This is a genomic window from Crenobacter cavernae, assembly GCF_003355495.1.
Taxonomy (GTDB): Bacteria; Pseudomonadota; Gammaproteobacteria; order Burkholderiales; family Chromobacteriaceae; genus Crenobacter; species Crenobacter cavernae.
Window position 1 is genome coordinate 1,657,081 of sequence record NZ_CP031337.1, and the last position, 25,967, is coordinate 1,683,047.

The following is a 25,967-nucleotide window of genomic DNA, read 5'->3' on the forward strand; positions in this document are numbered from 1 at the left end:
GTTGCCGGGCCTTTTCGCATTCCCCCGCCTGCGCCCGTTTCGCATTTTTGCGCTACCATCGCCGCATGGATGTGTCCGCCGATATCGCCAACCAGCCGGTCGCCGCCGCACCGGCCACCGCCAAACGCCTCGAGAAGCTCGGCATCCGCCGCCGCTTCGACCTGGTGCTGCACCTGCCGCTGCGCTACGAAGACGAAACCCACCTCTACACGATCGCCGACGCGCCCTACGGCCAGCCGGTGCTGGTCGAGGGCGAGGTGATAGCCAGTGAGGTGCAGTTCAAACCGCGTCGCCAGTTGATCGTCCAGATCGAGGACAGGACCGGCACGCTGATCCTGCGTTTCATCCACTTCTATCCCAGCCAGCAAAAGCAGCTCGCGCGTGGCCGGCGCGTGCGCGCGCTCGGCGAAGTGAAGCGGGGCTTTCACGGCGACGAGATCATCCATCCGAAGATCCGCGAGGTGGTCGCGGGCGAGCCGCTGGCCGACCACCTGACGCCGATCTACCCGACGGTGAACGGCCTGACGCAGCCGGTGCTGCGCCGCATGATCGCCGCCGAGGTCAAGGTGCAGAACCTGGCCGACACGCTGCCGGCCGACCTCAAACAAAGACTCGACCTGTCCGACTTCGGTCACGCGGTGCGGCTCTTGCATTCGCCGACGCCCGAATACTCGGCGCGCGATCTGACCGACCCGACGCTGCCGGCGTGGCAGCGATTGAAATTCGACGAACTGTTGGCGCAGCAGCTGTCGATGCGGCTCGCCTACCGCGCGCGCCGCAAGGGCAGGGCGGTGCCGCTCGTCGGAACTGGCGAGCTGCGCAAAAGCTTGGCCGAGCTTTTGCCGTTCGCGCTGACCGGCGCGCAAGCCAAGGTGCTTGAGGAAATCGACGCGGACCTGGCCAAGACGCACCCGATGCACCGGCTGTTGCAGGGCGACGTCGGCAGCGGCAAGACCATCGTCGCGGCGATGGCGGCGTTGTCGGCGATCGAGGCCGGCTACCAGGTCGCGCTGATGGCGCCGACCGAGATCCTCGCCGAGCAGCATTACCTCAAATTGAGCGGCTGGCTCGAACCGCTCGGCGTGAAGGTGGTGTGGCTGTCCGGCAGCCTGAGAAAGAAGCAGAAGGCCGAGACGATCGGCGAGATCACCGACGGCTCGGCTCGGCTGGCGGTCGGCACGCACGCCTTGTTCCAGGACGACGTCGCGTTCGCCCGGCTGGGCCTGGCCATCGTCGACGAGCAGCACCGCTTCGGCGTCGGCCAGCGCTTGGCGCTGAAGGACAAGGGCGGCGAAGCGCACCAGCTGATGATGTCGGCGACGCCGATCCCGCGCACGCTGGCGATGAGCTTCTATGCCGACCTCGACGTGTCGGTGATCGACGAATTGCCGCCGGGGCGCACGCCGATCGTCACCAAGCTGATCAACGCCGGCCGCCGCGACGAGGTGATCGCCTTCGTGCGCCGCACCGTCGCCGAAGGACGGCAGGTGTACTGGGTGTGCCCGCTGATCGAGGAATCGGAGGCGCTCGAATTGCAGACGGCGGTCGACACGCACGCGGTGCTGTCCGAGGAGCTGGCGCCTATAGAAGTGGGGCTGGTGCACGGCCGGATGAAGTCGGCCGAGAAGGCCGACGTGATGGGGCGGTTTTCCGACAACTGGCTGCAGGTCCTGGTCGCGACGACGGTGATTGAGGTCGGCGTCGACGTGCCGAACGCCAGCCTGATGGTGATCGAACACGCCGAACGGATGGGCCTCGCGCAGCTGCACCAGCTGCGCGGCCGCGTCGGCCGCGGTGCGGCCAAGAGCAGCTGCGTGCTCTTGTTCGAGACGCCGCTGTCGGAGATCGCCAAGGCGAGGCTGAAGGTCATCTACGAAAACACCGACGGCTTCGAGATCGCGCGCCAGGACTTGCTGATCCGCGGGCCCGGCGAATTCCTCGGCGCGCGCCAGAGCGGCCTGCCGATGCTGCGCTTCGCCAACCTCGAGGAAGACATCGCGCTGCTCGAGGAGGCGAAGGCGTTCGCGCCGGAGATGCTGAGGCAGCACCCGGCGTTGGCCGAGGCCCACCTGAGGCGCTGGCTCGCCGGTCGCGAGCATTTCCTGAACGCCTGAAGCTCGGCCAACCTTCTTAAGGTTGGCCGAGCATGGCAACCATCACCAAACAAAAAGCCGCGTCTGAGGACGCGGCTTTTTGTCGACATGCTAGCAGGCTTACACGAACAGCTTCACGCCCAGCCAGTAGAAGCCGATCGCGAGGCTCATGCACACCGGCAGCGTCAGCACCCACGCCATCAGGATGCTGCGGATGGTAGAGAACTGCAGGCCGGCGCGGTTGGCGACCATGGTGCCGGCGACCGCGCTGGACAGGATATGCGTCGTCGACACCGGGAAGCCGAACAGGCTCGCCAGGCCGATCGATGTGCCGGCGACGATCTGCGCCGACATGCCCTGCGAGTAGGTCATGTCCTTCTTGCCGATCTTTTCGCCGACGGTCTTCACCACGCGTTTCCAGCCTATCATCGTGCCGATGCCGAGCGCGAGCGCGACGGCGACGACCACCCAGAACGGCGCGTATTCGGTGGTCGCGGTCAGATCCTTGTGCAGGCTCTTGACGCGCTGCTTCTCGGCCGGTGTGACGCCCGGCAACTTGTCGGCCTTCTTGGCCGCGTCGGCGAGGCACAAAAGCTGCGTGCGCACTTCCCAGCGCTTGTCGGCCGGCAGTTCCTGGTAGCTCTGCACCGAACCGATCGCCGCGAGCAGCGCGTCGGCATGCGGGACCGTGTCGGTCGGCGCGCATTCGAACGGCTTGCCGGCGGCAAGCGGCTCGGCCTTGGCCGGGTACTTGGCGGCGAACGCCGCCTCGTGCCGCTGGTAGAACTCCTTCATGTGCACCGCGGCCAGCCGCGTGTGCTCGATCTGGTAGGCGTCGCTCTCCATATTGACGACGAACTGCGCCGGCACGATGCCGATCAGCACCAGCATCACCAGGCCGACGCCCTTCTGGCCGTCGTTCGAACCGTGCGAGAAGCTCATGCCCATCGCCGAGACGATCAGCATGAAGCGCGCCCAGAACGGCGGGTGCTTGCGGCCTTCGACCTGCTGGCGCTGGAACGGCGTCTTGTGGATGTTGCTCAAGGGGCGCAGCTTGATCAGCGCGAGCACGAGGAGCGCGGCGAGGCCGCCGCCGACCAGCGGCGACAGCAACAGCGACAGGCCGACGTCGATCGCCTTGCCCCAGTTCACGCCGTGCGCGAGCGTGGTGCCGTTGAGCAGCGAGTTGGCGATGCCGACGCCGAGGATCGAGCCGATCAGCGTGTGCGAGCTCGACGACGGGATGCCGAAGTACCAGGTGCCGAGGTTCCAGATGATGGCCGACGCCAGCAGGGAGAACACCATCACCAGGCCCTTGGCCGAGTTGACCGAGACCAGGAGGTCGACCGGCAGCAGGTTGACGATCGCGTACGCGACCGCGAGGCCGCCGGCGAACACGCCGAGGAAGTTGAAGATCCCGGATAACACCACCGCGAGTTGCGGCTTCATCGACTGGGTGTAGATAACGGTCGCCACCGCATTGGCGGTGTCGTGGAAACCGTTAATGAATTCGAAAGCGAGCACGAAGCCCAAGGACAGGATCAGGGTGACGGCGATCGTCGGCTCCAGTCCTGAGAACATCTCCAGCATGATGAGGGGGAACGGATGATAGAAAGGCGCGATTGTTGGCGGGCGGGCGGGTCGCGTCAAGGCTTACATGTAAACTTTTCTTAACAGTGTGTCACCCGCCCCGGAAATGCCGTGACCGGCTTGACGCGGGCGAAGCAAATACGGCGGCATAACGGCGTGAAGTGACGGAAAACAAAAGAAAAACCCCCGTCGCGCGACGGGGGTTCTGTCGAGGCTAGTCCAGGCTTTCCGGCTCAGCCGAACTTGCCGGTGATGTAGTCTTCGGTCGCCTTCTTCTTCGGCGCGGTGAAGATGTTGTCGGTCTCGCCGAACTCGATCAGCTCGCCCAGGTACATGTAGGCCGTGTAGTCGGACACGCGCGCCGCCTGCTGCATATTGTGCGTGACGATGGCGATCGTGTAGTCCTCCTTGAGCTCGTGGATCAGCTCCTCGATGTGCGCGGTCGAGATCGGGTCGAGCGCCGACGTCGGTTCGTCGAGCAGCAGCACTTCGGGCTTGGACGCCACCGCGCGCGCAATGCACAAACGCTGCTGCTGGCCGCCCGACAGCGAGTTGCCGGACTGCTTGAGCTTGTCCTTCACCTCTTCCCACAGCGCGGCCTTCTTCAAAGCCCACTCGACGCGGTCGGCCATTTCCGCTTTGGAAAGTTTCTCGTACAGCTTCACGCCGAAGGTGATGTTGTCGTAGATCGACATCGGGAACGGCGTCGGTCGCTGGAACACCATGCCGACCTTCGCGCGCAACAGGTTCACGTCGATGTCACGGCCCAGCACGTTGTTGCCGTCGAGCAGGATCTCGCCTTCGCTCCGCATGCCCGGGTAGAGTTCGAACATGCGGTTGAAGGTGCGCAGCAGCGTCGACTTGCCGCAGCCGGACGGGCCGATGAAGGCAGTCACCTGCTTGGCCTCGATCTCCATGTTGACGCCCTTCAGCGCGTGGAAGGAGCCGTAGTAGAAGTTGAGGTCTTTGACCTCGAGCTTGGTTTTCTTTGCGGTCATGGTCGTCCAGCCTTAATGCGATTGGGTTTTCTGGCTGCCGAGCCAGCGGGCGAAGATGTTCAGCGACAGCACCGAGAGGGTGATCAACAGCGAGCCGGCCCAGGCCAGCGTGTGCCAGTCCTCGTACGGGCTCATCGCGAACTGGAAGATCACGATCGGCAGGTTGGCCATCGGCTGGTTCATGTTGAAGTTCATGAACTGGTTGTTCAGCGCGGTGAACAGCAAGGGGGCGGTCTCGCCGGAAATGCGCGCCACCGCGAGCAGCATGCCGGTCAAGACACCGGCCTTGGCCGAGCGCAGCGTCACGTACATGATGACTTTCCACTGCGGCGCGCCGAGCGCGGCCGCGGCCTCGCGCAGGCTGTTAGGCACCAGGCGCAGCATGTTCTCGGTGGTGCGTACCACGACGGGGATGACGATCAGCGACAGCGCCAACGAGCCGGCCCAGCCCGAGAAGTGGCCGACCGAGATCACGTACACCTCGTAGATGAACAGGCCGATCACGATCGACGGCGCCGACAACAGGATGTCGTTGATGAAACGGGTGGCCGGCGCGAGCCAGCCGCGGCTGCCGAATTCGGCGAGATACACACCGGCGAGGATGCCGACTGGCGTGCCGATCAGCGTGCCGAAGAAGGTCATCAACAGGCTGCCGTAGATCGCGTTGACGAGGCCGCCTTCGCTGCCAGGCGGCGGCGTGATCTTGGTGAACACGTCCGGCGAGATGCCGGAAAAGCCATAGGAGAACAGCGTGTAGAGGATCCACGCGAGCCAGAACAGGCCGAACGCCATGGTCATCATCGACGCCGTCATGTTGAAGGCGTTGGTGAAGCGGCGGCGGCGGTAGATCGAATTATTCAAGGTCAGGCTCCTAGTGCTGTCGGCCTTCCTGGCGCTTCAGGCGAAGCAGCAGGATCTTGGAGAAGGCCAGCACCACGAAGGTGATGAAGAACAGAATCAGGCCGAGTTCGATCAGCGACGCCAGATACAGATCGCCACTCGCCTCGGCGAACTCGTTGGCCAGCGACGACGCGATCGAGTTGCCCGGCTCGAACAGGCCGGTCGCGAAGTTCGACGAGTTGCCGATCACAAAGGTGACCGCCATCGTCTCGCCGAGCGCGCGGCCCAGGCCGAGCATGATGCCGCCGACGACGCCGGTCTTGGTGTACGGCAGCACCACGTGGCGTACGACTTCCCAGGTGGTCGAGCCGAGGCCGTACGCCGATTCCTTGAGCAAGGGCGGGACGATCTCGAACACGTCGCGCATCACCGCAGCGATGAAGGGGATCACCATGATCGCGAGGATCAGGCCGGCGGTGAAGATGCCGATGCCCATCGGCGCGCCCTGGAACAGGAAGCCGATACCGGGCAGCTCGCCGAGGTTCTCGATCAGCCAGGGTTGTACGTGTTCGCCGAACAGCGGGGCGAACACGAACAGACCCCACATGCCGTAGATGATCGAAGGGATGCCCGCCAATAATTCGATCGCGATGCCGAGCGGGCGCTTGAGCCACACCGGGCACAGCTCGGTCAGGAACAGCGCGATGCCGAAGCTGACCGGCACGCCGATCAGAAGCGCGATCACCGCGGTCGCGATCGTTCCGTAGATCGGCACCAGCGCGCCGAACTTTTCGCCGACCGGGTCCCAGTCGCTCGAGGTCAGAAAGCCCCAGCCGAACGCCTTGATGCTCGGCATCGCGCCGACCAGCAAGGACAGCAGGATGCCGAGCAGCAGCGCCAGCACGAGGAAGGCGAAGAAGCGCGTCACGCCCCGGAACACCGAGTCGAGAAGGCGCTGGCGCTGGTGGCTGTGGGCGTTCTGGTACTTTTGCATGCTTTGCTCAGTATTCAGCCGCGCTTGGTCCATGGACGGAGGCATACACGTTTTATCCTTTTGGAATAAATATTCGGCCGATATTTAGACAAAAAGCCGGGGAGCGTCCCCCGGCTGTCAATCCGGCCGGCATCACGACGCGTGGACGTGGTGGCCGGCCTGTCGTTTTATTGTTGTTCGCTTATTTCCAGGCGACCGGCTTGCTGCCGTCGCTGATCTGCTTCCAGCTGTCGCGGATCGCGGCCTTGGTCACGCCCGGCATCGGCACGTAGTCGAGCTGGGTCGCGATCGCATCGCCGCTGCTGTAAGCCCAGTCGAAGAACTTCAGCGCTTCGGCGCCCTGCGTCGGCTTGTCCTGCTTCTTGTGCATCAGGATGAAGGTCGCGCCCGAGATCGGCCAGCTGTTCTTGCCCGCCTGGTTGGTCAGGATCAGGTAGAAGCCCGGTGCCTTCTTCCAGTCGGCGTTGGCGGCGGCGGCCTTGAAGGTCGCGTCGTCCGGCTGCACGAAGCTGCCCGCCGAGTTCTGCAGCGCGACGTGCGCGATCTTGTTCTGTTTGGCGTAGGCGTATTCGACGTAGCCGATCGAGCCCTTGATGCGGGTCACGTAGTTGGCGACGCCCTCGTTACCCTTGCCGCCGACGCCGGTCTTCCAGCTGACCGCGGTGTTCGAGCCGACGCTGCTGCTCCACTCCGGAGACACTTTCGACAGGTAGTTGGTGAACAGGAAGGTGGTGCCCGAGCCGTCCGAACGACGCACGACGGTGATCTTCTGGCCCGGCAGCTTCACGCCTGGGTTCAGCTTGGCGAGCGCCGCGTCGTTCCACTGGCTGATCTTACCCAGGTAGATGTCGGCCAACAGCGGGCCGGTCAGCTTCAGCTGGCCGCCGGATATGCCCGGCACGTTGATCACCGGTACCACGCCGCCGATCACGGTCGGGAACTGGGTCAGGTTGTGCTTTTCCAGCTCTTCCGGCTTGAGCGGCATGTCGGACGCGCCGAAGTCGACGGTCTTGGACTGGATCTGCTTGATGCCACCGCCCGAGCCGATCGACTGGTAGTTCATATTGTTATTGGTCTTGGCCTTGTAGGCCTCGGCCCATTTGGCGTACAGCGGGTACGGGAAGGTCGCGCCGGCGCCGGTGATGTCGGCGGCGAAAGCAGAAGTGGCGAACGCCCCGGTCAGGGCGAAGGTTGCAGCCAAACGGACGGTGGTTTTCATGCGAGCTCCCAAAGTTAGCGCTTTATGGCACAGGGCGAATCCTAAAGCGAGCAGTTTGCAGAAATATTACAAGTCGTCATCCGGGCGCGGTCGAAGGGGAAGGTTGGCCGAGCGATGCCCGCCGTCGGCGCATCTCTTATATAATGCGCGCCGGAAACGAGGATATAAGCTATGAGCCGCAAACTGATCATCGGTAACTGGAAAATGCACGGGCGCCTCGCACGCAACGCCGAACTCATCGACGCGCTGCGTGCCGGTCTTGCCGCTTGTGAGGCCGAAGTGGGTGTCGCCGTGCCGACCGCCTATCTGTCGCAGGCGTCGCACGCACTCGCGGGTAGCACGATCGCCTTGTCCGCGCAGGACGCGAGCCGCTTCGCCGATGACGGCGCGTATACCGGCGAGACCTCGGCCAACATGCTGGCCGACCTCGGCGTGAGTTATGTGCTGCTCGGCCACTCCGAGCGCCGCCAATACTTCCAAGAAGACAACGCCGTGTTGCGCGAGAAGATCGAGGCAGTGCTCAAGGCCGGCCTGAAACCGGTGCTGTGCATCGGCGAGACCTTGGCCGAGCGCGAAGCGGGGGAGCACCTTTCGGTGACCGAGGGCCAGCTCGAAGTGCTGAAGGCGTTGACACTGGGCGATGAATGCATCGTCGCGTACGAGCCGGTGTGGGCGATCGGTACCGGCAAAGTGGCGAGTATCGAACAGGTCGCCCAGATGCACGCGCACCTGAAGCAAAAGCTCTTGCCAATCGTCGGATGCTCGGTTAATATTCGCGTCCTCTACGGCGGCAGCGTAAAGAGCGACAACGCCGTCGCCATATTGGCGACGCCCAATGTAGATGGTGCTCTTGTCGGTGGGGCGTCGCTGGACGCCGAGTCGTTTAAGAAGATTTGCCAAGCTGCCGGATAGATGATAAAGTATGGAAATTCTGAAAACGCTGATCTGGGTCGTCAATTTAGTCTCTGCGCTTGCAATTATCGTGCTGGTATTAATGCAGCATGGCAAGGGGGCTGACGCAGGTGCGGCTTTTGGTGGTGGTTCTTCGGGTAGTATTTTCGGTTCGACCGGCTCGGCGAATTTTCTGAGCAGGGTTACCGCCACTTCCGCGGTAATTTTCTTTTCCACTTGCTTGGCGTTGGTTTACCTCTCCTCGGGTAAGCACGATGCGCTGGGTGTGATGGGTGGGCAGGTTGATCAAACGGCTCCGCAAATCCCGAGCGGGGCCTCTGGTAGTAAAGCTCCAGGCTCAAAGATTCCGGAGTGACAATGCAGGTTAAGCCGACATGGTGAAATTGGTAGACACGCTATCTTGAGGGGGTAGTGGCCGTAGGCTGTGTGAGTTCGAGTCTCACTGTCGGCACCACCATAGAAAAAACAGGCCACCGGGACTCCCGGTGGCCTGTTTTGTTCAGTGTCAAGGAGGTCCTGCGGCCTCCTTTTTTGAGGGGTGTGCGGGAAATGCTGCAAAACTACTTTCCCATTCTGTTGTTTGTCGTGGTGGGTCTGCTCGTTGGGGTGGTACCGATTCTCTTGGGTCGTCTGGTCGCGCCAAACCGTCCTGACCCCGAGAAACTCTCCCCTTATGAGTGCGGCTTCGAGGCCTTCGAAGACGCCCGCATGAAGTTTGACGTCCGCTACTACCTGATTGCCATTCTTTTCATTCTTTTCGACCTCGAGATCGCCTTCCTGTTTCCGTGGGCCGTCGTGTTGAAGGAACTTGGCATGTTCGGTTTTGGCGTGATGATCGAGTTCATCACCGTCCTGACAATCGGCTTTGTCTACATGTGGAAAAAGGGAGCCCTGGAATGGGAGTAGAAGGCATCCTTGAAAAAGGCTTCGTCACCACTTCGGCCGATAAGCTCATCAATTGGACGCGTACCGGTTCGTTGTGGCCGATGACCTTTGGTCTGGCCTGCTGTGCTGTTGAAATGATGCACGCGGGCGCCGCCCGTTACGACCTGGACCGCTTCGGTATCGTGTTCCGTCCGAGCCCGCGTCAGTCCGACTTGATGATCGTGGCCGGCACGCTGTGCAACAAGATGGCCCCGGCCCTGCGCAAGGTCTACGACCAGATGGCCGAACCGCGCTGGGTGATCTCGATGGGGTCCTGTGCGAACGGCGGTGGTTATTACCACTATTCCTACTCGGTGGTGCGCGGCTGTGATCGCATCGTGCCGGTTGATGTCTACGTGCCGGGCTGTCCGCCGACGGCCGAGGCGCTGCTGTACGGCATTATCCAGCTCCAGAACAAAATCAAACGCACCTATACCATCGCCCGCTAAGGTAACCGCCCATGGCATCCAAAACGGAAGCGCTCAAGGCGCTTGTCGAGCAGGTGTTTGGCGACAAACTGGTGTCGACCAAGCTGGTGCTCGATGAGCTGACCATCGTCTGCCGCGCCGCAGACCTCGTGGAGGTGGCCACCACCCTCCGTGATCATCCCGAACTTTCCTTCGCGCAGTGCATGGACGCTGCCGGCATGGACTACAGCGCCTACCAGGACTCCGTCTGGGAAGGGCCGCGTTTCGCCGGCGTCTACCACCTGCTGTCGATCAAGCACAATTGGCGCATCCGCGTGCGCGCCTTCGCGCCGGATGACACCTTCCCGGTGCTGCCGTCGCTCGAAGCCGTATGGAACGGCATCAACTGGTTCGAACGCGAGGCGTTCGACCTGTATGGCATCGTGTTCGAAGGCCACTCCGACCTGCGCCGCCTGCTGACCGACTACGGTTTCGTCGGCCACCCGTTCCGCAAGGACTTCCCGCTGTCCGGCTACGTCGAAATGCGTTACGACCCGGTCGAGGCCCGCGTGATCTACCAGCCGGTCACCATCGAACCGCGCGAAATCACGCCGCGCATCATCCGCGAGGAGAACTACGGTGGCTGAGATCCGCAACTACACCCTTAACTTCGGCCCGCAGCACCCGGCCGCGCACGGCGTGCTGCGCCTCGTGCTCGAGCTGGATGGCGAAGTGATCCAGCGTGCCGACCCGCACATCGGCCTGTTGCACCGCGGCACCGAGAAGTTGGCCGAGAACAAGACCTTCATCCAGTCGCTGCCGTATATGGACCGTCTCGACTACGTGTCGATGATGTGCAACGAGCACGCCTACTGTCTGGCGATCGAAAAGCTGCTGCAGCTCGAGGTACCCGAGCGCGCGCAGTACATCCGCGTGATGTTCTCGGAAATCACCCGGGTCCTGAACCACCTGCTGTGGATCGGTGCGCACGCGCTCGATATCGGCGCGATGACCGTGTTCCTCTACGCCTTCCGCGAGCGCGAGGACCTGATGGACTGCTACGAGGCGGTGTCCGGCGCGCGCATGCACGCGGCCTACTTCCGTCCGGGCGGCGTCTACCGCGACCTGCCGGATACGATGCCGCAGTACACCGTCTCGAAGATCAAGAACGCCAAGGCTCTGGCGAGTCTGAACGAGAACCGCCAGGGTTCGCTGCTCGACTTCATCGAAGACTTCTCCAACCGCTTCCCGAAGTGCGTCGACGATTACGAAACGCTGCTGACCGACAACCGTATCTGGAAGCAGCGTACCGTCGGCATCGGCGTGGTGACGCCCGAGCGCGCGCTGCAGCTCGGCTTTACCGGCGCCATGCTGCGCGGTTCGGGTATCGAGTGGGACCTGCGCAAGAAGCAGCCGTACGACGTCTACGACCGCATGGACTTCGACGTTCCCGTCGGCGTGACCGGCGACTGCTACGACCGCTACCTGGTGCGTATCGAAGAGATGCGCCAGTCGAACCGCATCATCCAGCAGTGCATAAAATGGCTGCGCGTCAACGAAGGACCGGTGATCACCGACAACCACAAGGTGGCGCCGCCGTCGCGCGAGTCGATGAAATCCAATATGGAAGAGCTGATCCACCACTTCAAGCTCTTCACCGAAGGGATGCACGTGCCGGAAGGCGAAGCCTACGCCGCGGTCGAGCATCCGAAGGGCGAGTTCGGCATCTATCTGGTGTCCGACGGCGCCAACAAACCGTACCGTCTGAAGATCCGCGCGCCGGGCTACGCCCACTTGGCCGCGCTGGACGAAATGTCCCGTGGCCATATGATCGCCGACGTCGTCGCGATCATCGGCACGCAGGACGTCGTATTTGGGGAGATCGACCGCTAATGTTGTCCGCAGAATCGCTTGCCAGGATCGACCGCGAGGTCGCCAAGTACCCTGCCGACCAGAAGCGCTCCGCGACCATGTCGGCGCTGCGTATCGCTCAGCAGGAAAAGGGGTGGCTCGCCACCGAAACCATCGAGTTCGTGGCCAACTATCTCGGCATTCCGCCGGTGGCCGCCTACGAGGTGGCGACCTTCTACAACATGTACAACCTCAAGCCGGTCGGCAAATACAAGCTGACCGTGTGTACCAACCTGCCGTGTGCGCTGACCGGCGGTTACGACGCGGCCGACTACCTCAAGGAAAAGCTGGGGATCGGCTTCGGCGAGACCACCGAGGACGGCAAGTTCACGCTGCAGGAAGGCGAATGCATGGGCGCCTGTGGCGACGCGCCGGTCATGCTGTTGAACAACCATTCGATGTGCAGCTTCATGACGCGTGAAGCCATCGATAAGAAACTGGCGGAGTTGGAATAATGGCAGTCTTCGCTGACGGTATCCTGTTCGAGGGCGTCGATGCTTCCGATCCGAACTGCTGGACGCTCGACGCCTACGTCGCGCGCGGCGGTTACCAGGCGCTCAAGAAGATCCTGGGCGAGAACATCACCCAGGACGACGTGATCGCCGAGCTGAAAACCTCGAGCCTGCGCGGCCGCGGTGGTGCGGGCTTCCCGACCGGCCTGAAGTGGAGCTTCATGCCGCGCTCGTTCCCGGGCGACAAGTACGTGGTGTGCAACACCGACGAGGGCGAGCCGGGCACCTTCAAGGACCGCGACATCCAGCGCTACAACCCGCACGCGCTGATCGAGGGCATGATCATCGCCGGCTACGCGATGGGCGCCAAGCGCGGCTACAACTACATCCACGGCGAGATCTTCGAGGAGTACGAGCGCTTCGAAGAGGCGCTCGACCAGGCCCGCAAGGCCGGTTTTCTCGGCGACAACATCCTCGGCAGCAGCTTCTCGTTCGAGCTGTTCGGCCACCACGGTTACGGCGCCTACATCTGCGGCGAGGAAACCGCGCTGCTCGAATCGCTGGAAGGCAAGAAAGGCCAGCCGCGCTTCAAGCCGCCTTTCCCGGCGTCGTTCGGCCTCTACGGCAAGCCGACCACGATCAATAACACCGAGACCTTCGCCTCGGTGCCGTACATCATCACCCAGGGCGGGCAGAAGTTCCTCGAGCTCGGCAAACCGAACAACGGCGGCACCAAGCTGTTCTCGGTGTCCGGCCACGTGAACCGTCCGGGCAACTACGAGATTCCGCTCGGCACCCCGTTCTCCGAATTGCTGGAGATGGCCGGCGGCATGCGCGGCGGCAAGAAGCTCAAGGCGGTGATCCCGGGCGGATCGAGTGCGCCGGTACTGCCGGGCGACATCATGATGCAATGCACGATGGACTACGATTCGATCGCCAAGGCGGGCTCGATGCTCGGTTCCGGCGCGGTGATCGTGATGAACGAAGACGTCTGCATGGTCCGCGCGCTCGAGCGTCTCGCTTATTTCTACCACGAAGAGTCCTGCGGTCAGTGCACCCCGTGCCGTGAAGGCACCGGCTGGCTGTACCGCGTGATCCACCGCATCCTCAACGGCGAAGGCCGTGCCGAGGATCTCGATCTTCTGGACTCGGTGGGCAACAACATGGCCGGCCGTACCATTTGCGCGCTCGCGGACGCCGCGGTTTTCCCGGTTCGCAGCTTTACCAAGCACTTCCGCCACGAGTTCGAATACCTCATCGAACACAAGAAGCCGCTGGTCAATCACAAATGGGGCTGATCCGGTCTCCGGGTCCTAAAAATCGGGTAGCGCATCGCTATGCTTGAAATCGAAATCGACGGTAAGAAACTGACGGTGCCCCAGGGCAGCACCATCATGGATGCTGCCCACTCGGTGGGTACCGAAATCCCGCACTTCTGCTACCACAAGAAGCTGTCCATCGCGGCCAACTGCCGCATGTGCCTCGTGGAAGTGGAAAAGGCGCCGAAACCGCTGCCGGCCTGTGCCACGCCGGTCACCGACGGCATGAAGGTCCACACGCACTCCGAACTCGCCGTCAAGGCGCAGCAGGGCGTGATGGAGTTCCTGCTGATCAACCACCCGCTCGACTGCCCGATCTGCGATCAGGGCGGCGAATGCCAACTGCAGGACATCGCGGTCGGCTACGGCGGTTCGTCCTCGCGCTACCAGGAAGAAAAGCGCTCGGTATCCGGCAAGGATATGGGCCCGCTGGTTTCGGCCGAGGAGATGAGCCGCTGCATCCACTGCACGCGCTGCGTGCGCTTCACCGAGGAAATCGGCGGCTTCCAGGAAATCGGCATGGCGCACCGGAGCGAGTTCTCCGAGATCCTGCCCTTCCTCGGCAAGACCGTGGATTCGGAAATCTCCGGCAACGTGATCGACCTGTGCCCGGTCGGCGCGCTGACGTCCAAGCCGTTCCGCTACAGCGCCCGTTCGTGGGAGCTGTCGCGCCGCAAGAGCGTCGCGCCGCACGACGGCCTTGGTTCCAACCTGATCGTACAGGTGATGAACCACAAGGTGATGCGCGTGCTGCCGCTGGAAAACGAGGCGATCAACGAATGCTGGCTGTCCGATCGTGACCGCTTCTCGTACGAAGCGCTGAACTCCGAGCAGCGCCTGACGCGCCCGATGATCAAGCACGACGGCCAGTGGCACGAAGCCGACTGGCAGACCGCGCTCGACTATGTCGTCAAGGGTCTGACCGGCGTGTCGGCCCAGCATGGCAAGGACGCGATCGGCGTGCTCGCCGGTGCCGGCTCGACCACCGAAGAACTCTACCTGCTGCAGAAGCTGGCGCGCGCCTTCGGCGTGAACAACATCGACCACCGTCTGCGCCAGAGCGACTTCGCAGCCGACGCCGGCCAGGCCGGCGCGCTGTGGCTCGGCTCGACCGTGACCGAACTGGCCTCGGCCAACGCCATCCTGGTGGTCGGCTCGACCCAGCGCCAGGAACAGCCGCTGTTGGCTGCCCGCCTGCGTCAGGCGGTCAAGAAGGGTGCCGAACTCAACCTGATCCACGTCGCCGACGACAATCTGTTGACCCGTATCAACGGCAAGCTGATCGTCGCGCCGCAAGCGCTGGCCGACGGCCTCGCCCAGGTGCTGAAGGCCGTCGCCGAAATCAAGGAAGGCTCGGCCAACCTCGACCTCGCGAACGTGGCCGTCTCCGACGAAGCGCGCCGCATCGCCGAGAGCCTCACCAAGGCCGAGACCGCTTCGATCGTGCTCGGCAGCGTCGCCCAGCATTCGCCGGTGTTCTCGCAACTGTTGGCGATCGGCGGCGAAATCGCCCGCCTGACCGGCGCGCACTTCGGCGTGCTGTCCGAAGCGGCCAACAGCGTCGGTGCGCAATTCGCCGGCGTGCTGCCCAAGCGCGGCTTCGCGGGCGAGAGCGTCACCGCCGGCCTCGACGCCGGTCAGATGATCGCCTCGCCGCGCAAGGCCTACGTGCTGTTCAATGCCGAAGTCGAGGCCGACAGCTACGACGGCCAGGCCTCCGTCGCCGCGATGAAGGCCGCCGACACCGTGATCGCGTTCACCTCGTTCAAGGGCGAGGGCCTCTTCGACTACGCCGACGTGCTCTTGCCGATCGCACCGTTCTCCGAGACCGCCGGTTCCTTCGTGAACATGGAAGGCAAGCTGCAGACCTTCAACGGCGTCGTCCGTCCGCTGGGCGAAACGCGTCCGGGCTGGAAGGTGCTGCGCGTGCTGGGCAACCTGCTGTCGCTGCCGGGTTTCGAGCAGAACACCGCCGAAGACGTACGTAACGAGTTCGTCGGCCCGTTCGGCGACGGCTCGGCCAAGCTGTCGAACGCCGTGTCGGGCGTTGCGCTGACCCAAGCGGCAGCGAACGGCCTGGCCCGCGTCGGCGAAGTGCCGGTCTACCAGCTCGACGCCATCGTGCGCCGCGCGCCGTCGCTGCAGCAGACCCGTCACGCGCAGTCCCCGGTGGCCTCGGCCAACCCGGCGGTGCTGGCCGCGGCAGGCTTAGCCGATGGCGAGGTGGCGCTGGTTCGCCAGGGCGCCGCCGAAGTGCGCATCGTCGTGAAGGCCGACGCCGGCCTGCCCGAAGGCGTGCTGCGTCTGGCGGCCGCACATCGGGCGACCGCGCAGCTTGGCGGCATGTTCGACCCGATTGAACTGAAGCGGGGTTAATCGATGGAATTCTTTCAAGGCATTTTGGGTACTGAAGCGGGGCTGACGGTCTGGACGCTGCTGAAAATCGTGGCCATCGTCGCCCCGATGATGCTTGCCGTCGCCTACCTGACGTTGGCCGAGCGCAAGGTGATCGGCTACATCCAGATCCGTATCGGCCCGAACCGGGTCGGCCCGAAGGGTCTCTTGCAGCCGATCGCCGACGGCCTGAAGCTGTTGCTCAAGGAGATCATTCTCCCGACCAACGCGAACAAGAGCCTGTTCCTGGTCGCGCCGGTGCTGGCGATCATGCCGGCGCTCGCCGCCTGGGCGGTGGTGCCGTTCACCGACAAGCTGGTGCTCGCCAACATCGACGCATCGCTGCTGTTCATCATGGCGATCACGTCGATGGGCGTGTACGGCGTGATCATCGCCGGCTGGGCCGCCAACTCGAAGTACTCGTTCATCGGCGCGATGCGTTCGGCGGCTCAGATCGTATCGTACGAGATCGCGATGGGCTTCGCGCTGGTCGGCGTGCTGATGGTGTCCGACAGCCTGAACCTGGTGAAGATCGTCGAGCAGCAGGCGCACGGCATCGCCGGCGGTTCGCTGTTCTCGTGGAACTGGCTGCCGCTGTTCCCGCTGTTCCTCGTCTACCTGATCTCAGGCGTCGCCGAGACCAACCGTGCGCCGTTCGACGTCGCCGAGGGCGAGTCGGAGATCGTCGCCGGCTTCCACGTCGAATACTCGGGCATGGCGTTCGCGGTGTTCTTCCTCGCCGAATACGCCAACATGATCCTCGTCTCGACGATGACCGCGATCATGTTCATGGGTGGCTGGCTGTCGCCGTTCCCGGTGTCGTGGGGCTTCCTCGGGGCGGCCGGCTTCTTCTGGCTCGCGCTGAAGGTGGCGCTGGTGCTGTTCTGCTTCCTGTGGTTCCGCGCGACTTTCCCGCGTTACCGCTACGACCAGATCATGCGTCTGGGCTGGAAGGTGTTCATTCCGGTGACCCTGGTGTGGGTGGTCGTGCTGGGCGTCTGGTTGATGAGCCCGCTGTCGATCTGGCAGTAACTCTGGGTGATGAAGAGCATGGATACGATTCGCAATTTTTTCAAAACCTTCCTGCTGATCGAGCTGGTGAAGGGCCTGGCGCTGACCGGCCGTCACCTGTTCGCGCGCAAGATCACCGTGCAATTCCCGGAAGAAAAGACGCCGATCTCGCCGCGCTTCCGCGGTCTGCACGCGCAGCGCCGCTACGCCAACGGCGAAGAGCGCTGCATCGCCTGTAAGCTGTGCGAGGCGGTCTGCCCGGCCTTGGCGATCACCATCGAGTCGGAGCAGCGGGAGGACAACACCCGCCGCACGACGCGCTATGACATCGACCTGACCAAGTGCATCTTCTGCGGTTTCTGCGAAGAAGCGTGCCCGGTCGACGCGATCGTCGAGACGCACATTTTCGAATACCACGGCGAAAAACGTGGCGACCTCTACTACACGAAGCCGATGCTGCTGGCGGTGGGCGACAAGTACGAGGCGGAAATCGCGGCCAACAAGGCGGCCGACGCCAAATACCGCTAAGGGGACGTGATGAACTTTCAAGCCTTTGTATTTTATGTGCTGTCGGCGATCCTGATCTTCGCGAGTTTCCGCGTGATCACCGCCAAAAACCCGGTGCACGCCGCGCTGTATCTGGTGCTGGCCTTCTTCACCAGCGCCGGCCACTGGCTGCTGCTGCAGGCCGAGTTCCTTGCGATCACGCTGGTGCTCGTCTATGTCGGCGCGGTGATGGTGCTGTTCCTGTTCGTGGTGATGATGCTCGACATCAACTTCGAGAAGTTGCGAGAGGGCTTCTGGCGCAACTTCCCGCTGGCGGGCACCGTCGCCCTGATCATGGTCGCCGAGATGGTGCTGATCCTGATGAGCCCGCAGGCGTCGCTCGATCACTTCCAGGCGGCCGCGCCGGTCGCCGCCGATGCGAGCAACGTGAAGGAACTGGGTCGTCAGATCTATACCACCTACCTGCTGGCGTTCGAGCTGGCCGCCGTGGTGCTGCTGGTGGCGATCATCGCCGCGATCGGCCTGACCCAGCGCCAGCGCAAGGACACCAAGTTCGTCGATCCGGCTGTGCAGGTCAAAGTGCGTAGCGTAGATCGCGTGCGCATTGTGAAGATGGACGCCGAAAAGCGTGCCGTAGCGGACACCGAAAGCGTGTCTGGTGAACAACAGGCCTGACGGCCACTTAGAAAAAGGGAGGAAACGTGCTGACGCTGACTCACTTCCTGGTGCTGGCCGCAATCCTGTTCGCCATTAGCGTGCTGGGCATCTTTTTGAACCGCAAGAACGTCATCGTGCTGTTGATGGCGATCGAGCTGATGCTGCTCGCGGTGAACTTCAACTTCATCGCGTTCTCGCATTACCTGTCGGATACCGCCGGTCAGATCTTCGTGTTCTTTATTCTGACCGTGGCAGCCGCGGAATCCGCGATCGGTCTTGCCATTCTGGTGGTGCTGTTCCGCAACCTGAACACCATCAACGTGGAAGATCTGGGCAGCCTCAAAGGCTAAGATCACCGAATCTCAACTTACCTAAAGCACGCTAAGCATGGATATGAAAAGCTTGTACCTGCTGATTGCGCTCTCGCCTCTGGCGGGTTCGCTGATTGCAGGCTTGTTTGGGTGGGCGATCGGACGCCGCGCGGCTCACGTCGTGACGATCCTCGGCGTGGCCGTATCGGCCGCGCTGTCGCTCAAGGTCCTGGCCGGATTCCTGTCCGGCGAGGCCAGCGTCTTCAACGCGCCGGTGTACACCTGGCTGACCGTCGGCGGCATGGAATTCTCGGTCGGCTTCCTCGTCGACTCGCTGACGGCGATGATGATGGTGGTGGTGAGCTTCGTGTCGCTGATGGTGCACATCTACACCATCGGCTACATGCAGGAAGACCCGGGCTACCAGCGCTTCTTCAGCTACATCTCGCTGTTTACCTTCTCGATGCTGATGCTGGTGATGAGCAACAACTTCATCCAGCTCTTCTTCGGTTGGGAAGCGGTGGGCCTGGTGTCCTATCTGCTGATCGGTTTCTGGTTCAAGCGCCCGACCGCGATCTATGCGAACCTGAAGGCCTTCCTGGTCAACCGTGTCGGTGACTTCGGCTTCCTGCTCGGCATCGGTCTGGTGCTCGCGCATTTCGGCGGTTCGCTGAACTACAGCGACGTGTTCGCCGCCGCGCCGAATCTCGCCAACGCCACCATCGAGATCTTCCCGGGCGTCGAATGGTCGCTGATGACCGTGACCTGCATCCTGCTGTTCGTCGGCGCGATGGGTAAGTCGGCGCAGTTCCCGCTGCACGTGTGGCTGCCGGACTCGATGGAAGGTCCGACCCCGATCTCGGCGCTGATTCACGCCGCGACCATGGTGACCGCCGGTCTCTTCATGGTGTCGCGCATGAGCCCGCTGTTCGAGCTGTCCGACGTCGCGCTGAACTTCATCTTGATCACCGGCTCGATCACCGCGCTGTTCATGGGTTTCCTCGGCGTGATCCAGAACGACATCAAGAAGGTCGTCGCGTACTCGACGCTGTCGCAGCTCGGCTACATGACCGTCGCGCTGGGCGCCTCGGCCTACTCGGTCGCGATGTTCCACGTGATGACGCACGCCTTCTTCAAGGCGCTGCTGTTCCTCGGCGCGGGTAGCGTGATCATCGGCATGCACCACGATCAGGACATGCGCAATATGGGCGGCCTGCGCAAATACATGCCGGTCACCTGGATCACCTCGCTGATCGGTTCGCTGGCCTTGATCGGCACGCCGTTCTTCTCGGGCTTCTACTCGAAAGACTCGATCATCGAAGCGGTGCACGCGTCGCAGCTGCCGGCGGCCGGTTTCGCCTATTATGCCGTCGTAGCCGGCGTGTTCGTGACCGCGTTCTACTCGTTCCGCATGTACTTCCGTGTCTTCCACGGCAAGGAACAGTGGATGGAGAACCACGGATCGCACCACGGGCATGACGAAGACCACGACGACGAAGAGCCGACGGCCGATCACCACCACGGCCTCGGGCCTGACGACAAGCCGCACGAGAGCCCGTGGGTGGTGACGCTGCCGCTGATCGTGCTGGCGATCCCGTCGGTGCTGATCGGTTACTTCGCGATCGAACCGCTGTTGTACGGCGACTTCTTCAAGGGCGTGATCTTCGTGAACCACGAAGCGCATCCGGCGATGGAAGAAATGGCGCACGAATTCCACGGCGCCGTCGCGATGGGTATCCACTCGCTGCAGACGCTGCCGCTGTGGTTGGCAGTGGCCGGTGTGGCAACGGCCTGGTTCTTCTACATGAAGGCCCCGCAGATTCCGGCCGCGATCAAGCAGCGCTTCGCCTTCGTCGACCGCGTGCTCGAGAACAAGTACTACATGGACGACCTGTACTTCAACGTGTTCGCCAAGGGTTCGCGCGCACTGGGTACCTTGTTCTGGAAGGTCGGCGATACCCTGCTGATCGATGGCTTGCTGGTGAACGGCACCGCCAAGATGGTGGGCGCGTTCTCGGGCCTAGTGCGCAAGCTGCAGACCGGTTTCATCTACAGCTACGCCACGACCATGATCATCGGCGTGCTTGCGCTGATGTCGCTGTGGTTCGCCCAGCTGATCTTCTGATCGGCCCGAGTACAAGATTGCAATAAAACAAACTTAGGTCTTGCTATGTTCACACATCCGCTTAGTCTGGCGATCTGGACACCGATCGTGGCCGGGTTGCTGGTGCTGGCTACCGGCGGTGACCAGAAGGCGCCGCTGGCGCGCTGGCTGGCGCTGGCGGGCGCCGTCGCCGGCTTCCTGGTCTCGCTGCCGCTGTTCACCGACTTTGACAACCTCAACGCGGGGATGCAGTTCGTCGAGAACGCCCCGTGGATCGAGTCGCTCAACATCAACTACACCCTCGGCGTGGACGGCATTTCGATGCTGTTCATCGTGCTCAACAGCTTCACCACGCTGATGGTGGTGCTGGCGGGCTGGGAGGTGATCCAGAAGCGTGTGGCTCAGTACATGGCCGCCTTCCTGATCATGTCGGGCCTGATCAACGGCGCGTTCGCCGCGCTGGACGCGATCCTGTTCTACGTGTTCTTCGAGGGCATGCTGATCCCGATGTACCTGATCATCGGCGTCTGGGGCGGTCCGCGCCGCGTGTACGCGTCGATCAAGTTCTTCCTGTACACGCTGCTCGGCTCGCTGTTGATGCTGGTCGCGTTCATCTACCTGTACTTCCAGGCCGGCAAGAGCTTCGACATCCTCGCGTTCCACGACCTGAAGATCGCGTTGTCGGTGCAGACGCTGCTTTTCATCGCCTTCTTCCTGTCGTTCGCGGTGAAGGTGCCGATGTGGCCGGTACACACCTGGCTGCCGGACGCGCACGTCGAGGCGCCGACCGGCGGTTCGATGGTGCTGGCGGCGATCACGCTGAAGATCGGCGCATACGGCTTCCTGCGTTTCGCCTTGCCCATCCTGCCGGACGCGTCGCGTGAACTGGCGCCGATCATCGTCGGCCTGTCGCTGATCGCCGTCGTCTACATCGGCCTGGTCGCGCTGGTGCAGACCGACATGAAAAAGCTGGTCGCGTACTCGTCGATCTCGCACATGGGCTTCGTCACGCTCGGCCTCTTCATGTTCGTCGGCAGCAATCTCAACGCGTGGGCGGTAGAGGGCGCGCTGGTGCAGATGATCTCGCACGGCTTCGTGTCGGCCGCGATGTTTATGAGCATCGGCGTGATGTACGACCGCGTGCACAGCCGCAACATCGCCGACTACGGTGGCGTGGTCAACAAGATGCCGATCTTCGCCGCCTTCATGATGCTGTTCGGCATGGCCAACTCGGGCCTGCCGGCGACCTCCGGCTTCGTCGGCGAGTTCATGGTGATCATGGGTGCCGTGCAGGTGAACTTCTGGTACGCGTTCGCCGCCGCGACCACGCTGATCTTCGGCGCCGCCTACACCTTGTGGATGTACAAGCGCGTGATCTTCGGCGACGTCGGCAACCACCACGTGGCCGAAATGAAGGACGTGAACAAGCGGGAATTCCTGGTGCTCGCGATCCTGGGCCTGGCGGTGCTGGGCATGGGTCTGTATCCGCAGGTCTTCGTCGAGAAAATGCACCTTTCGGTCAACGACCTGATCGCCCACGTGGCGCAGAGCAAGCTGTAAGGTCTCAAGGAAAACGCTATGAACTGGGCTGATCTCAATCTGGTACCGGCCAAGCCCGAGCTGTTCCTGCTCACGGCCGTGTCGGTGCTCCTTCTTCTCGATCTGTTTATTTCGGACGCCAAGCGCGGCATCACCTATGCGCTGTCGCTGCTGATCCTGGTCATCACGGCCGGGCTGCAAGTGATGGTGGCCGAACCGTACGCGATCTACACGCTGAGCAACAACTTCGTGTCCGACCCGCTGTCGACCGTCGTGAAGCTGGCGATGTACGCGAGCACCTTCGCGGTGCTGGTCTACACGCGTCAGTACTGTAGCGACCGCGGCATCTTCAAGGGCGAGTACTTCACGCTGACGCTGTTCGCGCTGTTGGGCATGAACGTGATGGTCAGCGCGAGCCACTTCCTGTCGCTCTACATGGGTCTGGAACTGCTGTCGCTGTGCCTGTACGCGCTGATCGCGCTGCAGCGCGATTCGATCCCGGCGACCGAATCGGCGATGAAGTACTTCGTGCTCGGCGCGCTCGCCTCGGGCCTGTTGCTCTACGGCATGTCGATGATCTACGGCGCGACCGGTTCGCTCGAACTGGCCGTCGTCGCCAAGAGCATCGCGTCGGGCTCGGCCAACCAGGTGCTGCTGGTGTTCGGCCTGGTGTTCATCGTCGCCGGCCTCGCGTTCAAGCTCGGCGCCGTGCCGTTCCACATGTGGGTGCCCGACGTCTACCAGGGCTCGTCGACCGCGCTCGCGCTGATGATCGGCGCCGCGCCGAAACTGGCCGCCTTCGTGTTCGTGCTGCGTTTCCTGGCGCAGGGCCTCGCGCCTCTGGTCGCCGACTGGCAGGGCATGCTGGCGATCATTGCCGTGCTGTCGATGGCGGTCGGCAACATCACCGCGATCGTGCAGACCAACATCAAGCGGATGCTCGCGTACTCGACGATCTCGCACATGGGCTTCCTGCTCTTGGGCCTGATCGCCGGCAACGCGGACGGCTATTCGGCCGCGCTGTTCTACACCGTCATCTACGTGCTGATGACGCTGGTCGGCTTCGGCATCCTGCTGGCGTTGTCGCGCGCCGGTTTCGAATGCGAGACGCTCGACGACCTCAAGGGTCTGAACCAGCGCAACAGCTGGTACGCGTTCCTGATGTTGCTGGCGATGTTCTCGATGGCCGGCATCCCGCCGCTGGTGGGTTTCTTCGCCAAGTTCGCGGTGATCATGGCGGTGGTGAACATCGGTCTCGTGTGGCTCGCGGTCTTCGCGGTGGTGATGTCGCTGATCGGCGCTTTCTACTACCTGCGCGTCGTGAAATGCATCTACTTCGACGATGCGACCGACGACGCGCCCATCGTCGTTCGCGCCGACATGAAGCTCTTGCTGTCGGTGAACGGCGTGGCGCTCCTGGTTCTGGGCGCGATCCCGGAGCGTCTGGTCGCGTTGTGCCTCGAAGCGATGAAGCAGTCGCTGACCGCGCTGTAATCTTCCAGGGAACTTACTAGGGCGCGCGCCGCCCAATTCCCTCCCGGGCGACCGCCTGCGCTACGCAGCCGGTCGCTTATTTTTTGAGACCCCGCGTTAAAGAAGCTTAGGAGTGATTGTGCAAGCGAGTGTCGCCACCCTGTTGATCGTCGCCGTGCTGGCGGCCAACCTGCCGTTCCTGACCGAGAGCTTCGCCGGCGTGGCGAAGCTGAAGAACAAGCACTTCGGCTGGCACCTGCTCGAACTGGCCGTGCTGTACGCGCTGGTCGGGCTCTTCGCGCGGCTGCTCGAGGGGCGCAGCGCGCCGGTTCACCCGCAGAACTGGCAGTTCTACGTGACGACGCTGGCGCTGTTCCTGGTGTTCGCCTTCCCCGGCTTCGTCTACCGCTACTTCTGGCGCAAGCGCGGCGTGTGATCCGCGATGAAAAAAAACCCGGCCTCGGCCGGGTTTTTTGTCGGGTGCCTCTCAAAGCTTGGCCGAGCTCGGCCTGGCTCAATAGAAGCGCGCTTCGCCCTCGGGGCGGGTCTTGAAGCGCTTGTGCAGCCAGAAGTACTGCTCGGGGCATTCGCGGATGCGGTCCTCGAGGAAGGCGTTCATCCGGCGCGTGTCGGCGACGACGTCGTCGCTCGGGAAGTTGTCCCAGGCCGGGTAGAACTCGATCTCGAAGCGGAAGCCGACGCGCCGCGCGATCGCCGGCACCACGCGCGCGTTCGCGAGCCGCGCGATGCGCGCGAGACCCGGGATGGTCGCCGCGTCGGTGTTGAAGAACTTCACGAACAGCGAGTCGCGCGGGCCGAAGTCCTGGTCGGGCAAATAAAGGAAGGGCGTGTGGTCGGCCTTCATCGCCTTGATGATGCTTCTGAGGCTCTCCTGGCGCGACACGATCTTCACGTTGTCGTAGCGCTGGCGGTGCCGGTAGATCGCCGCGTCGAGTTCCTTGTTCTTCTGGTGCGAATAGACGCTGACGAGCGGCAGGTCCTGGTTGAGCCGGAAGCAGCCCATCTCGAATGCGGTGAAGTGCGGGTAGAACACGATCACGTCGTGGCCGGCCTCGCGTAGATCGGTCACGTAGTGCAGATTTTTGACGGTGACGAGCTTCCTGATGCGCTCGGCCGACGCGTACCAGCAGATGCCGTATTCGAGCATCAGCCGCAGCATCTGCACGAAGTTCGCGCGCACCAGGCGCCGACATTGGCCGAGGGAGAGTTCGGGAAAGCACAGGCCGACGTTGACCATGCCGACGCGGCGCCGTTCGCGCGCGGCGATCCACGCGAGGGTGCCAAGCAGCTCGGCCAACAGGTGAAGCAGCGGGATCGGCAGAAAGCGCACCCCCCACAGGAAGGCAAAGACGAATTTCATTCGGTGTCCAGTTCGGGCGCCGGCACGCCGGCCGGGTGCTTGTATCGGTTGTAGCTCCACAAATACTGCGCAGGGCAGCGGCGGATCATCGTCTCGACCATGCGGTTCAGCCGCGCCGCGTCCGCGTCCTTGTCGCCGGTGAACGGCTCGATCGGCGGCTCGATCTTCACCGCGAAGCCTTCGCCGCGTGGCAGCCGCTCGCCGGTGAAGAAGAGGGTGGTCACGCCGTTCAGTTGAGCGAGGCGCGCGAGCAGCGTCATCGTATAAGCGGGACGGCCGAAGAACGGCGCCCACACGCCCTCGCCGCCGCCGGGGACCTGGTCGGGCAGGATGATGGTCGCCTCGCCCTGCTTCAGCGCCTTGACCAGTTGCCTGACGCCCGACGCGTTGGCCGGCGCGGTCTTGCCCTGGCCGCGTTCGCGGCCGGCGTTCATCAGCGGTTCGAGCCAGGCGATCTTCGGCGGGCGGTACATCGCGGTCAGGGGGAAGGGCAGCCGTTGACTGAGGTAACGGCCGGCGATGTCGTAGCTGCCCAGGTGTGGCGTGACGAACACGATCCCGTCGCCGCGCGAGAGCGCCGCCTCGACGTGCTGCCAGCCTTCGCAGCGCCTGATCTGTCGGGCGATGGTGGCCGGTTCGGCGCTCCAGGCGATCGCCAGCTCGAACGCGCCCTTGCCGGTTTCGGCCGCGCACTGTTTGACGAGGGCTGTCAAGTCCTGATAAGGTCCCACGATTTGGCTTTGCGCCAGATTCGATTTCAGCCTCGCGGCGAACCGCGGCGAGGCATGGTAGACCAGCCGACCACAGAGCGAACCCACCCCCTGCAACCGCCCCAGCGGCAGTCGCGCCAGCGCGTGAAACAGCAATTCGATCAAGCGGGCCATAGCGTTTGCGTGGATTCAAAACGGCGTAGTCTATCATCTTAAGCAAT

General features: G+C 63.1%; 25 protein-coding genes and 1 tRNA gene. 19 read left to right on the forward strand and 7 right to left on the reverse strand.

Features of this window, described 5'->3' with window-relative positions; translation table 11 throughout:
- The first annotated feature begins 65 nt into the window (after positions 1 to 65).
- Positions 66 to 2,114, forward strand: a complete 2,049-nt coding sequence (gene recG, locus DWG20_RS08025; protein WP_115433320.1) for an ATP-dependent DNA helicase RecG — start codon at positions 66 to 68, stop codon at positions 2,112 to 2,114.
- Positions 2,115 to 2,213: 99 nt separating this feature from the next.
- Here recG and DWG20_RS08030 read toward each other — a convergent pair whose 3' ends face one another.
- From DWG20_RS08030 to pstS, 5 genes are all read right to left on the reverse strand, one after another.
- Positions 2,214 to 3,683, reverse strand: coding sequence for an inorganic phosphate transporter (locus DWG20_RS08030; RefSeq protein ID WP_115433321.1), 1,470 nt, complete (start codon positions 3,681 to 3,683; stop codon positions 2,214 to 2,216).
- Between the two features lie 233 nt (positions 3,684 to 3,916).
- On the reverse strand, positions 3,917 to 4,681 hold the full coding sequence (gene pstB, locus DWG20_RS08035; RefSeq protein WP_115433322.1) for a phosphate ABC transporter ATP-binding protein PstB: 765 nt from the start codon (positions 4,679 to 4,681) through the stop codon (positions 3,917 to 3,919).
- A 12-nt stretch (positions 4,682 to 4,693) separates the two neighbouring features.
- On the reverse strand, positions 4,694 to 5,542 hold the full coding sequence (gene pstA, locus DWG20_RS08040) for a phosphate ABC transporter permease PstA (protein WP_342767276.1): 849 nt from the start codon (positions 5,540 to 5,542) through the stop codon (positions 4,694 to 4,696).
- Between the two features lie 10 nt (positions 5,543 to 5,552).
- Positions 5,553 to 6,515, reverse strand: a complete 963-nt coding sequence (gene pstC / locus DWG20_RS08045; RefSeq protein WP_115434764.1) for a phosphate ABC transporter permease subunit PstC — start codon at positions 6,513 to 6,515, stop codon at positions 5,553 to 5,555.
- Between the two features lie 181 nt (positions 6,516 to 6,696).
- Positions 6,697 to 7,734 carry a phosphate ABC transporter substrate-binding protein PstS gene (gene pstS / locus DWG20_RS08050; protein WP_115433323.1) on the reverse strand — a complete coding sequence of 346 codons (1,038 nt, stop codon included), beginning with the start codon at positions 7,732 to 7,734 and terminating at the stop codon, positions 6,697 to 6,699.
- 171 nt (positions 7,735 to 7,905) lie between these two features.
- Between pstS and tpiA the strand changes: the two genes are divergently transcribed.
- The 18 genes from tpiA (at position 7,906) to DWG20_RS08140 (ending at position 24,091) form a co-directional block, all read left to right on the forward strand.
- A complete protein-coding gene (gene tpiA / locus DWG20_RS08055) occupies positions 7,906 to 8,646 on the forward strand; it encodes a triose-phosphate isomerase (RefSeq protein WP_115433324.1) in 741 nt (246 codons plus the stop codon).
- A 10-nt stretch (positions 8,647 to 8,656) separates the two neighbouring features.
- Positions 8,657 to 9,001 carry a preprotein translocase subunit SecG gene (secG, locus tag DWG20_RS08060; RefSeq protein WP_115433325.1) on the forward strand — a complete coding sequence of 115 codons (345 nt, stop codon included), beginning with the start codon at positions 8,657 to 8,659 and terminating at the stop codon, positions 8,999 to 9,001.
- Between the two features lie 13 nt (positions 9,002 to 9,014).
- A tRNA-Leu gene (locus tag DWG20_RS08065) sits at positions 9,015 to 9,100 on the forward strand.
- Between the two features lie 95 nt (positions 9,101 to 9,195).
- Complete coding sequence (locus DWG20_RS08070; protein ID WP_115434766.1) at positions 9,196 to 9,552, forward strand: NADH-quinone oxidoreductase subunit A; 357 nt, start codon at positions 9,196 to 9,198, stop codon at positions 9,550 to 9,552.
- The gene (locus tag DWG20_RS08075) at positions 9,543 to 10,019 is read left to right on the forward strand and encodes a NuoB/complex I 20 kDa subunit family protein (protein WP_066611930.1); all 477 of its coding nucleotides are present in this window, start codon (positions 9,543 to 9,545) and stop codon (positions 10,017 to 10,019) included. Before DWG20_RS08070 ends, DWG20_RS08075 begins: the two co-directional genes overlap by 10 nt.
- Before the next feature lie 11 nt (positions 10,020 to 10,030).
- Positions 10,031 to 10,624, forward strand: coding sequence for an NADH-quinone oxidoreductase subunit C (locus tag DWG20_RS08080; RefSeq protein ID WP_115433326.1), 594 nt, complete (start codon positions 10,031 to 10,033; stop codon positions 10,622 to 10,624).
- The gene (locus DWG20_RS08085) at positions 10,617 to 11,870 is read left to right on the forward strand and encodes an NADH-quinone oxidoreductase subunit D (protein WP_115433327.1); all 1,254 of its coding nucleotides are present in this window, start codon (positions 10,617 to 10,619) and stop codon (positions 11,868 to 11,870) included. The genes DWG20_RS08080 and DWG20_RS08085 overlap by 8 nt, the downstream gene beginning before the upstream one ends.
- On the forward strand, positions 11,870 to 12,343 hold the full coding sequence (gene nuoE / locus DWG20_RS08090) for an NADH-quinone oxidoreductase subunit NuoE (RefSeq protein ID WP_115433328.1): 474 nt from the start codon (positions 11,870 to 11,872) through the stop codon (positions 12,341 to 12,343). The genes DWG20_RS08085 and nuoE overlap by 1 nt, the downstream gene beginning before the upstream one ends.
- Complete coding sequence (gene nuoF / locus DWG20_RS08095; RefSeq protein ID WP_115433329.1) at positions 12,343 to 13,638, forward strand: NADH-quinone oxidoreductase subunit NuoF; 1,296 nt, start codon at positions 12,343 to 12,345, stop codon at positions 13,636 to 13,638. The genes nuoE and nuoF overlap by 1 nt, the downstream gene beginning before the upstream one ends.
- Positions 13,639 to 13,677: 39 nt before the next feature.
- The gene (gene nuoG / locus DWG20_RS08100; protein ID WP_115433330.1) at positions 13,678 to 16,035 is read left to right on the forward strand and encodes an NADH-quinone oxidoreductase subunit NuoG; all 2,358 of its coding nucleotides are present in this window, start codon (positions 13,678 to 13,680) and stop codon (positions 16,033 to 16,035) included.
- 3 nt (positions 16,036 to 16,038) lie between these two features.
- Entirely contained in the window at positions 16,039 to 17,085 is a 1,047-nt protein-coding gene (gene nuoH / locus DWG20_RS08105; protein WP_115433331.1) for an NADH-quinone oxidoreductase subunit NuoH, read from the forward strand.
- Between the two features lie 27 nt (positions 17,086 to 17,112).
- On the forward strand, positions 17,113 to 17,592 hold the full coding sequence (gene nuoI, locus DWG20_RS08110) for an NADH-quinone oxidoreductase subunit NuoI (protein ID WP_205694403.1): 480 nt from the start codon (positions 17,113 to 17,115) through the stop codon (positions 17,590 to 17,592).
- A gap of 9 nt (positions 17,593 to 17,601) precedes the next feature.
- Positions 17,602 to 18,246: an NADH-quinone oxidoreductase subunit J gene (locus tag DWG20_RS08115; RefSeq protein WP_115433333.1), complete on the forward strand. Its 645-nt coding sequence runs from the start codon at positions 17,602 to 17,604 to the stop codon at positions 18,244 to 18,246.
- Positions 18,247 to 18,272: 26 nt separating this feature from the next.
- On the forward strand, positions 18,273 to 18,578 hold the full coding sequence (gene nuoK / locus DWG20_RS08120) for an NADH-quinone oxidoreductase subunit NuoK (RefSeq protein ID WP_066611908.1): 306 nt from the start codon (positions 18,273 to 18,275) through the stop codon (positions 18,576 to 18,578).
- Positions 18,579 to 18,615: 37 nt separating this feature from the next.
- Positions 18,616 to 20,664 carry an NADH-quinone oxidoreductase subunit L gene (gene nuoL / locus DWG20_RS08125; RefSeq protein ID WP_115433334.1) on the forward strand — a complete coding sequence of 683 codons (2,049 nt, stop codon included), beginning with the start codon at positions 18,616 to 18,618 and terminating at the stop codon, positions 20,662 to 20,664.
- Between the two features lie 45 nt (positions 20,665 to 20,709).
- The gene (locus DWG20_RS08130; RefSeq protein WP_115433335.1) at positions 20,710 to 22,203 is read left to right on the forward strand and encodes an NADH-quinone oxidoreductase subunit M; all 1,494 of its coding nucleotides are present in this window, start codon (positions 20,710 to 20,712) and stop codon (positions 22,201 to 22,203) included.
- An 18-nt stretch (positions 22,204 to 22,221) separates the two neighbouring features.
- Positions 22,222 to 23,676, forward strand: a complete 1,455-nt coding sequence (gene nuoN / locus DWG20_RS08135; RefSeq protein ID WP_115433336.1) for an NADH-quinone oxidoreductase subunit NuoN — start codon at positions 22,222 to 22,224, stop codon at positions 23,674 to 23,676.
- 118 nt (positions 23,677 to 23,794) lie between these two features.
- Positions 23,795 to 24,091: a DUF2818 family protein gene (locus DWG20_RS08140; RefSeq protein ID WP_115434767.1), complete on the forward strand. Its 297-nt coding sequence runs from the start codon at positions 23,795 to 23,797 to the stop codon at positions 24,089 to 24,091.
- A gap of 78 nt (positions 24,092 to 24,169) precedes the next feature.
- Here DWG20_RS08140 and DWG20_RS08145 read toward each other — a convergent pair whose 3' ends face one another.
- Positions 24,170 to 25,036, reverse strand: coding sequence for a lipid A biosynthesis lauroyl acyltransferase (locus DWG20_RS08145; RefSeq protein WP_115433337.1), 867 nt, complete (start codon positions 25,034 to 25,036; stop codon positions 24,170 to 24,172).
- Positions 25,033 to 25,920 (reverse strand): lysophospholipid acyltransferase family protein, encoded by an 888-nt coding sequence (locus tag DWG20_RS08150; protein ID WP_115433338.1) that lies wholly within the window; start codon positions 25,918 to 25,920, stop codon positions 25,033 to 25,035. The genes DWG20_RS08145 and DWG20_RS08150 overlap by 4 nt, the downstream gene beginning before the upstream one ends.
- Positions 25,921 to 25,967 lie beyond the last annotated feature (47 nt).

What these genes read in the sequence shown, in the direction of transcription:
- nuoN (WP_115433336.1), top strand. Translation starts at nt 22,222, where the DNA reads ATGAACTGGGCTGATCTCAATCTGGTACCGGCCAAGCCCGAGCTGTTC.
- recG (WP_115433320.1), top strand. Translation starts at nt 66, where the DNA reads ATGGATGTGTCCGCCGATATCGCCAACCAGCCGGTCGCCGCCGCACCG.
- nuoF (WP_115433329.1), top strand. Translation starts at nt 12,343, where the DNA reads ATGGCAGTCTTCGCTGACGGTATCCTGTTCGAGGGCGTCGATGCTTCC.
- DWG20_RS08075 (WP_066611930.1), top strand. Translation starts at nt 9,543, where the DNA reads ATGGGAGTAGAAGGCATCCTTGAAAAAGGCTTCGTCACCACTTCGGCC.
- DWG20_RS08070 (WP_115434766.1), top strand. Translation starts at nt 9,196, where the DNA reads ATGCTGCAAAACTACTTTCCCATTCTGTTGTTTGTCGTGGTGGGTCTG.
- DWG20_RS08115 (WP_115433333.1), top strand. Translation starts at nt 17,602, where the DNA reads ATGAACTTTCAAGCCTTTGTATTTTATGTGCTGTCGGCGATCCTGATC.
- pstB (WP_115433322.1), bottom strand. Translation starts at nt 4,681, where the DNA reads ATGACCGCAAAGAAAACCAAGCTCGAGGTCAAAGACCTCAACTTCTAC.
- nuoH (WP_115433331.1), top strand. Translation starts at nt 16,039, where the DNA reads ATGGAATTCTTTCAAGGCATTTTGGGTACTGAAGCGGGGCTGACGGTC.
- secG (WP_115433325.1), top strand. Translation starts at nt 8,657, where the DNA reads ATGGAAATTCTGAAAACGCTGATCTGGGTCGTCAATTTAGTCTCTGCG.
- pstS (WP_115433323.1), bottom strand. Translation starts at nt 7,734, where the DNA reads ATGAAAACCACCGTCCGTTTGGCTGCAACCTTCGCCCTGACCGGGGCG.
- pstC (WP_115434764.1), bottom strand. Translation starts at nt 6,515, where the DNA reads ATGCAAAAGTACCAGAACGCCCACAGCCACCAGCGCCAGCGCCTTCTC.
- DWG20_RS08130 (WP_115433335.1), top strand. Translation starts at nt 20,710, where the DNA reads ATGTTCACACATCCGCTTAGTCTGGCGATCTGGACACCGATCGTGGCC.
- DWG20_RS08145 (WP_115433337.1), bottom strand. Translation starts at nt 25,036, where the DNA reads ATGAAATTCGTCTTTGCCTTCCTGTGGGGGGTGCGCTTTCTGCCGATC.
- nuoE (WP_115433328.1), top strand. Translation starts at nt 11,870, where the DNA reads ATGTTGTCCGCAGAATCGCTTGCCAGGATCGACCGCGAGGTCGCCAAG.
- DWG20_RS08030 (WP_115433321.1), bottom strand. Translation starts at nt 3,683, where the DNA reads ATGCTGGAGATGTTCTCAGGACTGGAGCCGACGATCGCCGTCACCCTG.
- nuoL (WP_115433334.1), top strand. Translation starts at nt 18,616, where the DNA reads ATGGATATGAAAAGCTTGTACCTGCTGATTGCGCTCTCGCCTCTGGCG.
- nuoG (WP_115433330.1), top strand. Translation starts at nt 13,678, where the DNA reads ATGCTTGAAATCGAAATCGACGGTAAGAAACTGACGGTGCCCCAGGGC.
- DWG20_RS08080 (WP_115433326.1), top strand. Translation starts at nt 10,031, where the DNA reads ATGGCATCCAAAACGGAAGCGCTCAAGGCGCTTGTCGAGCAGGTGTTT.
- DWG20_RS08150 (WP_115433338.1), bottom strand. Translation starts at nt 25,920, where the DNA reads ATGGCCCGCTTGATCGAATTGCTGTTTCACGCGCTGGCGCGACTGCCG.
- tpiA (WP_115433324.1), top strand. Translation starts at nt 7,906, where the DNA reads ATGAGCCGCAAACTGATCATCGGTAACTGGAAAATGCACGGGCGCCTC.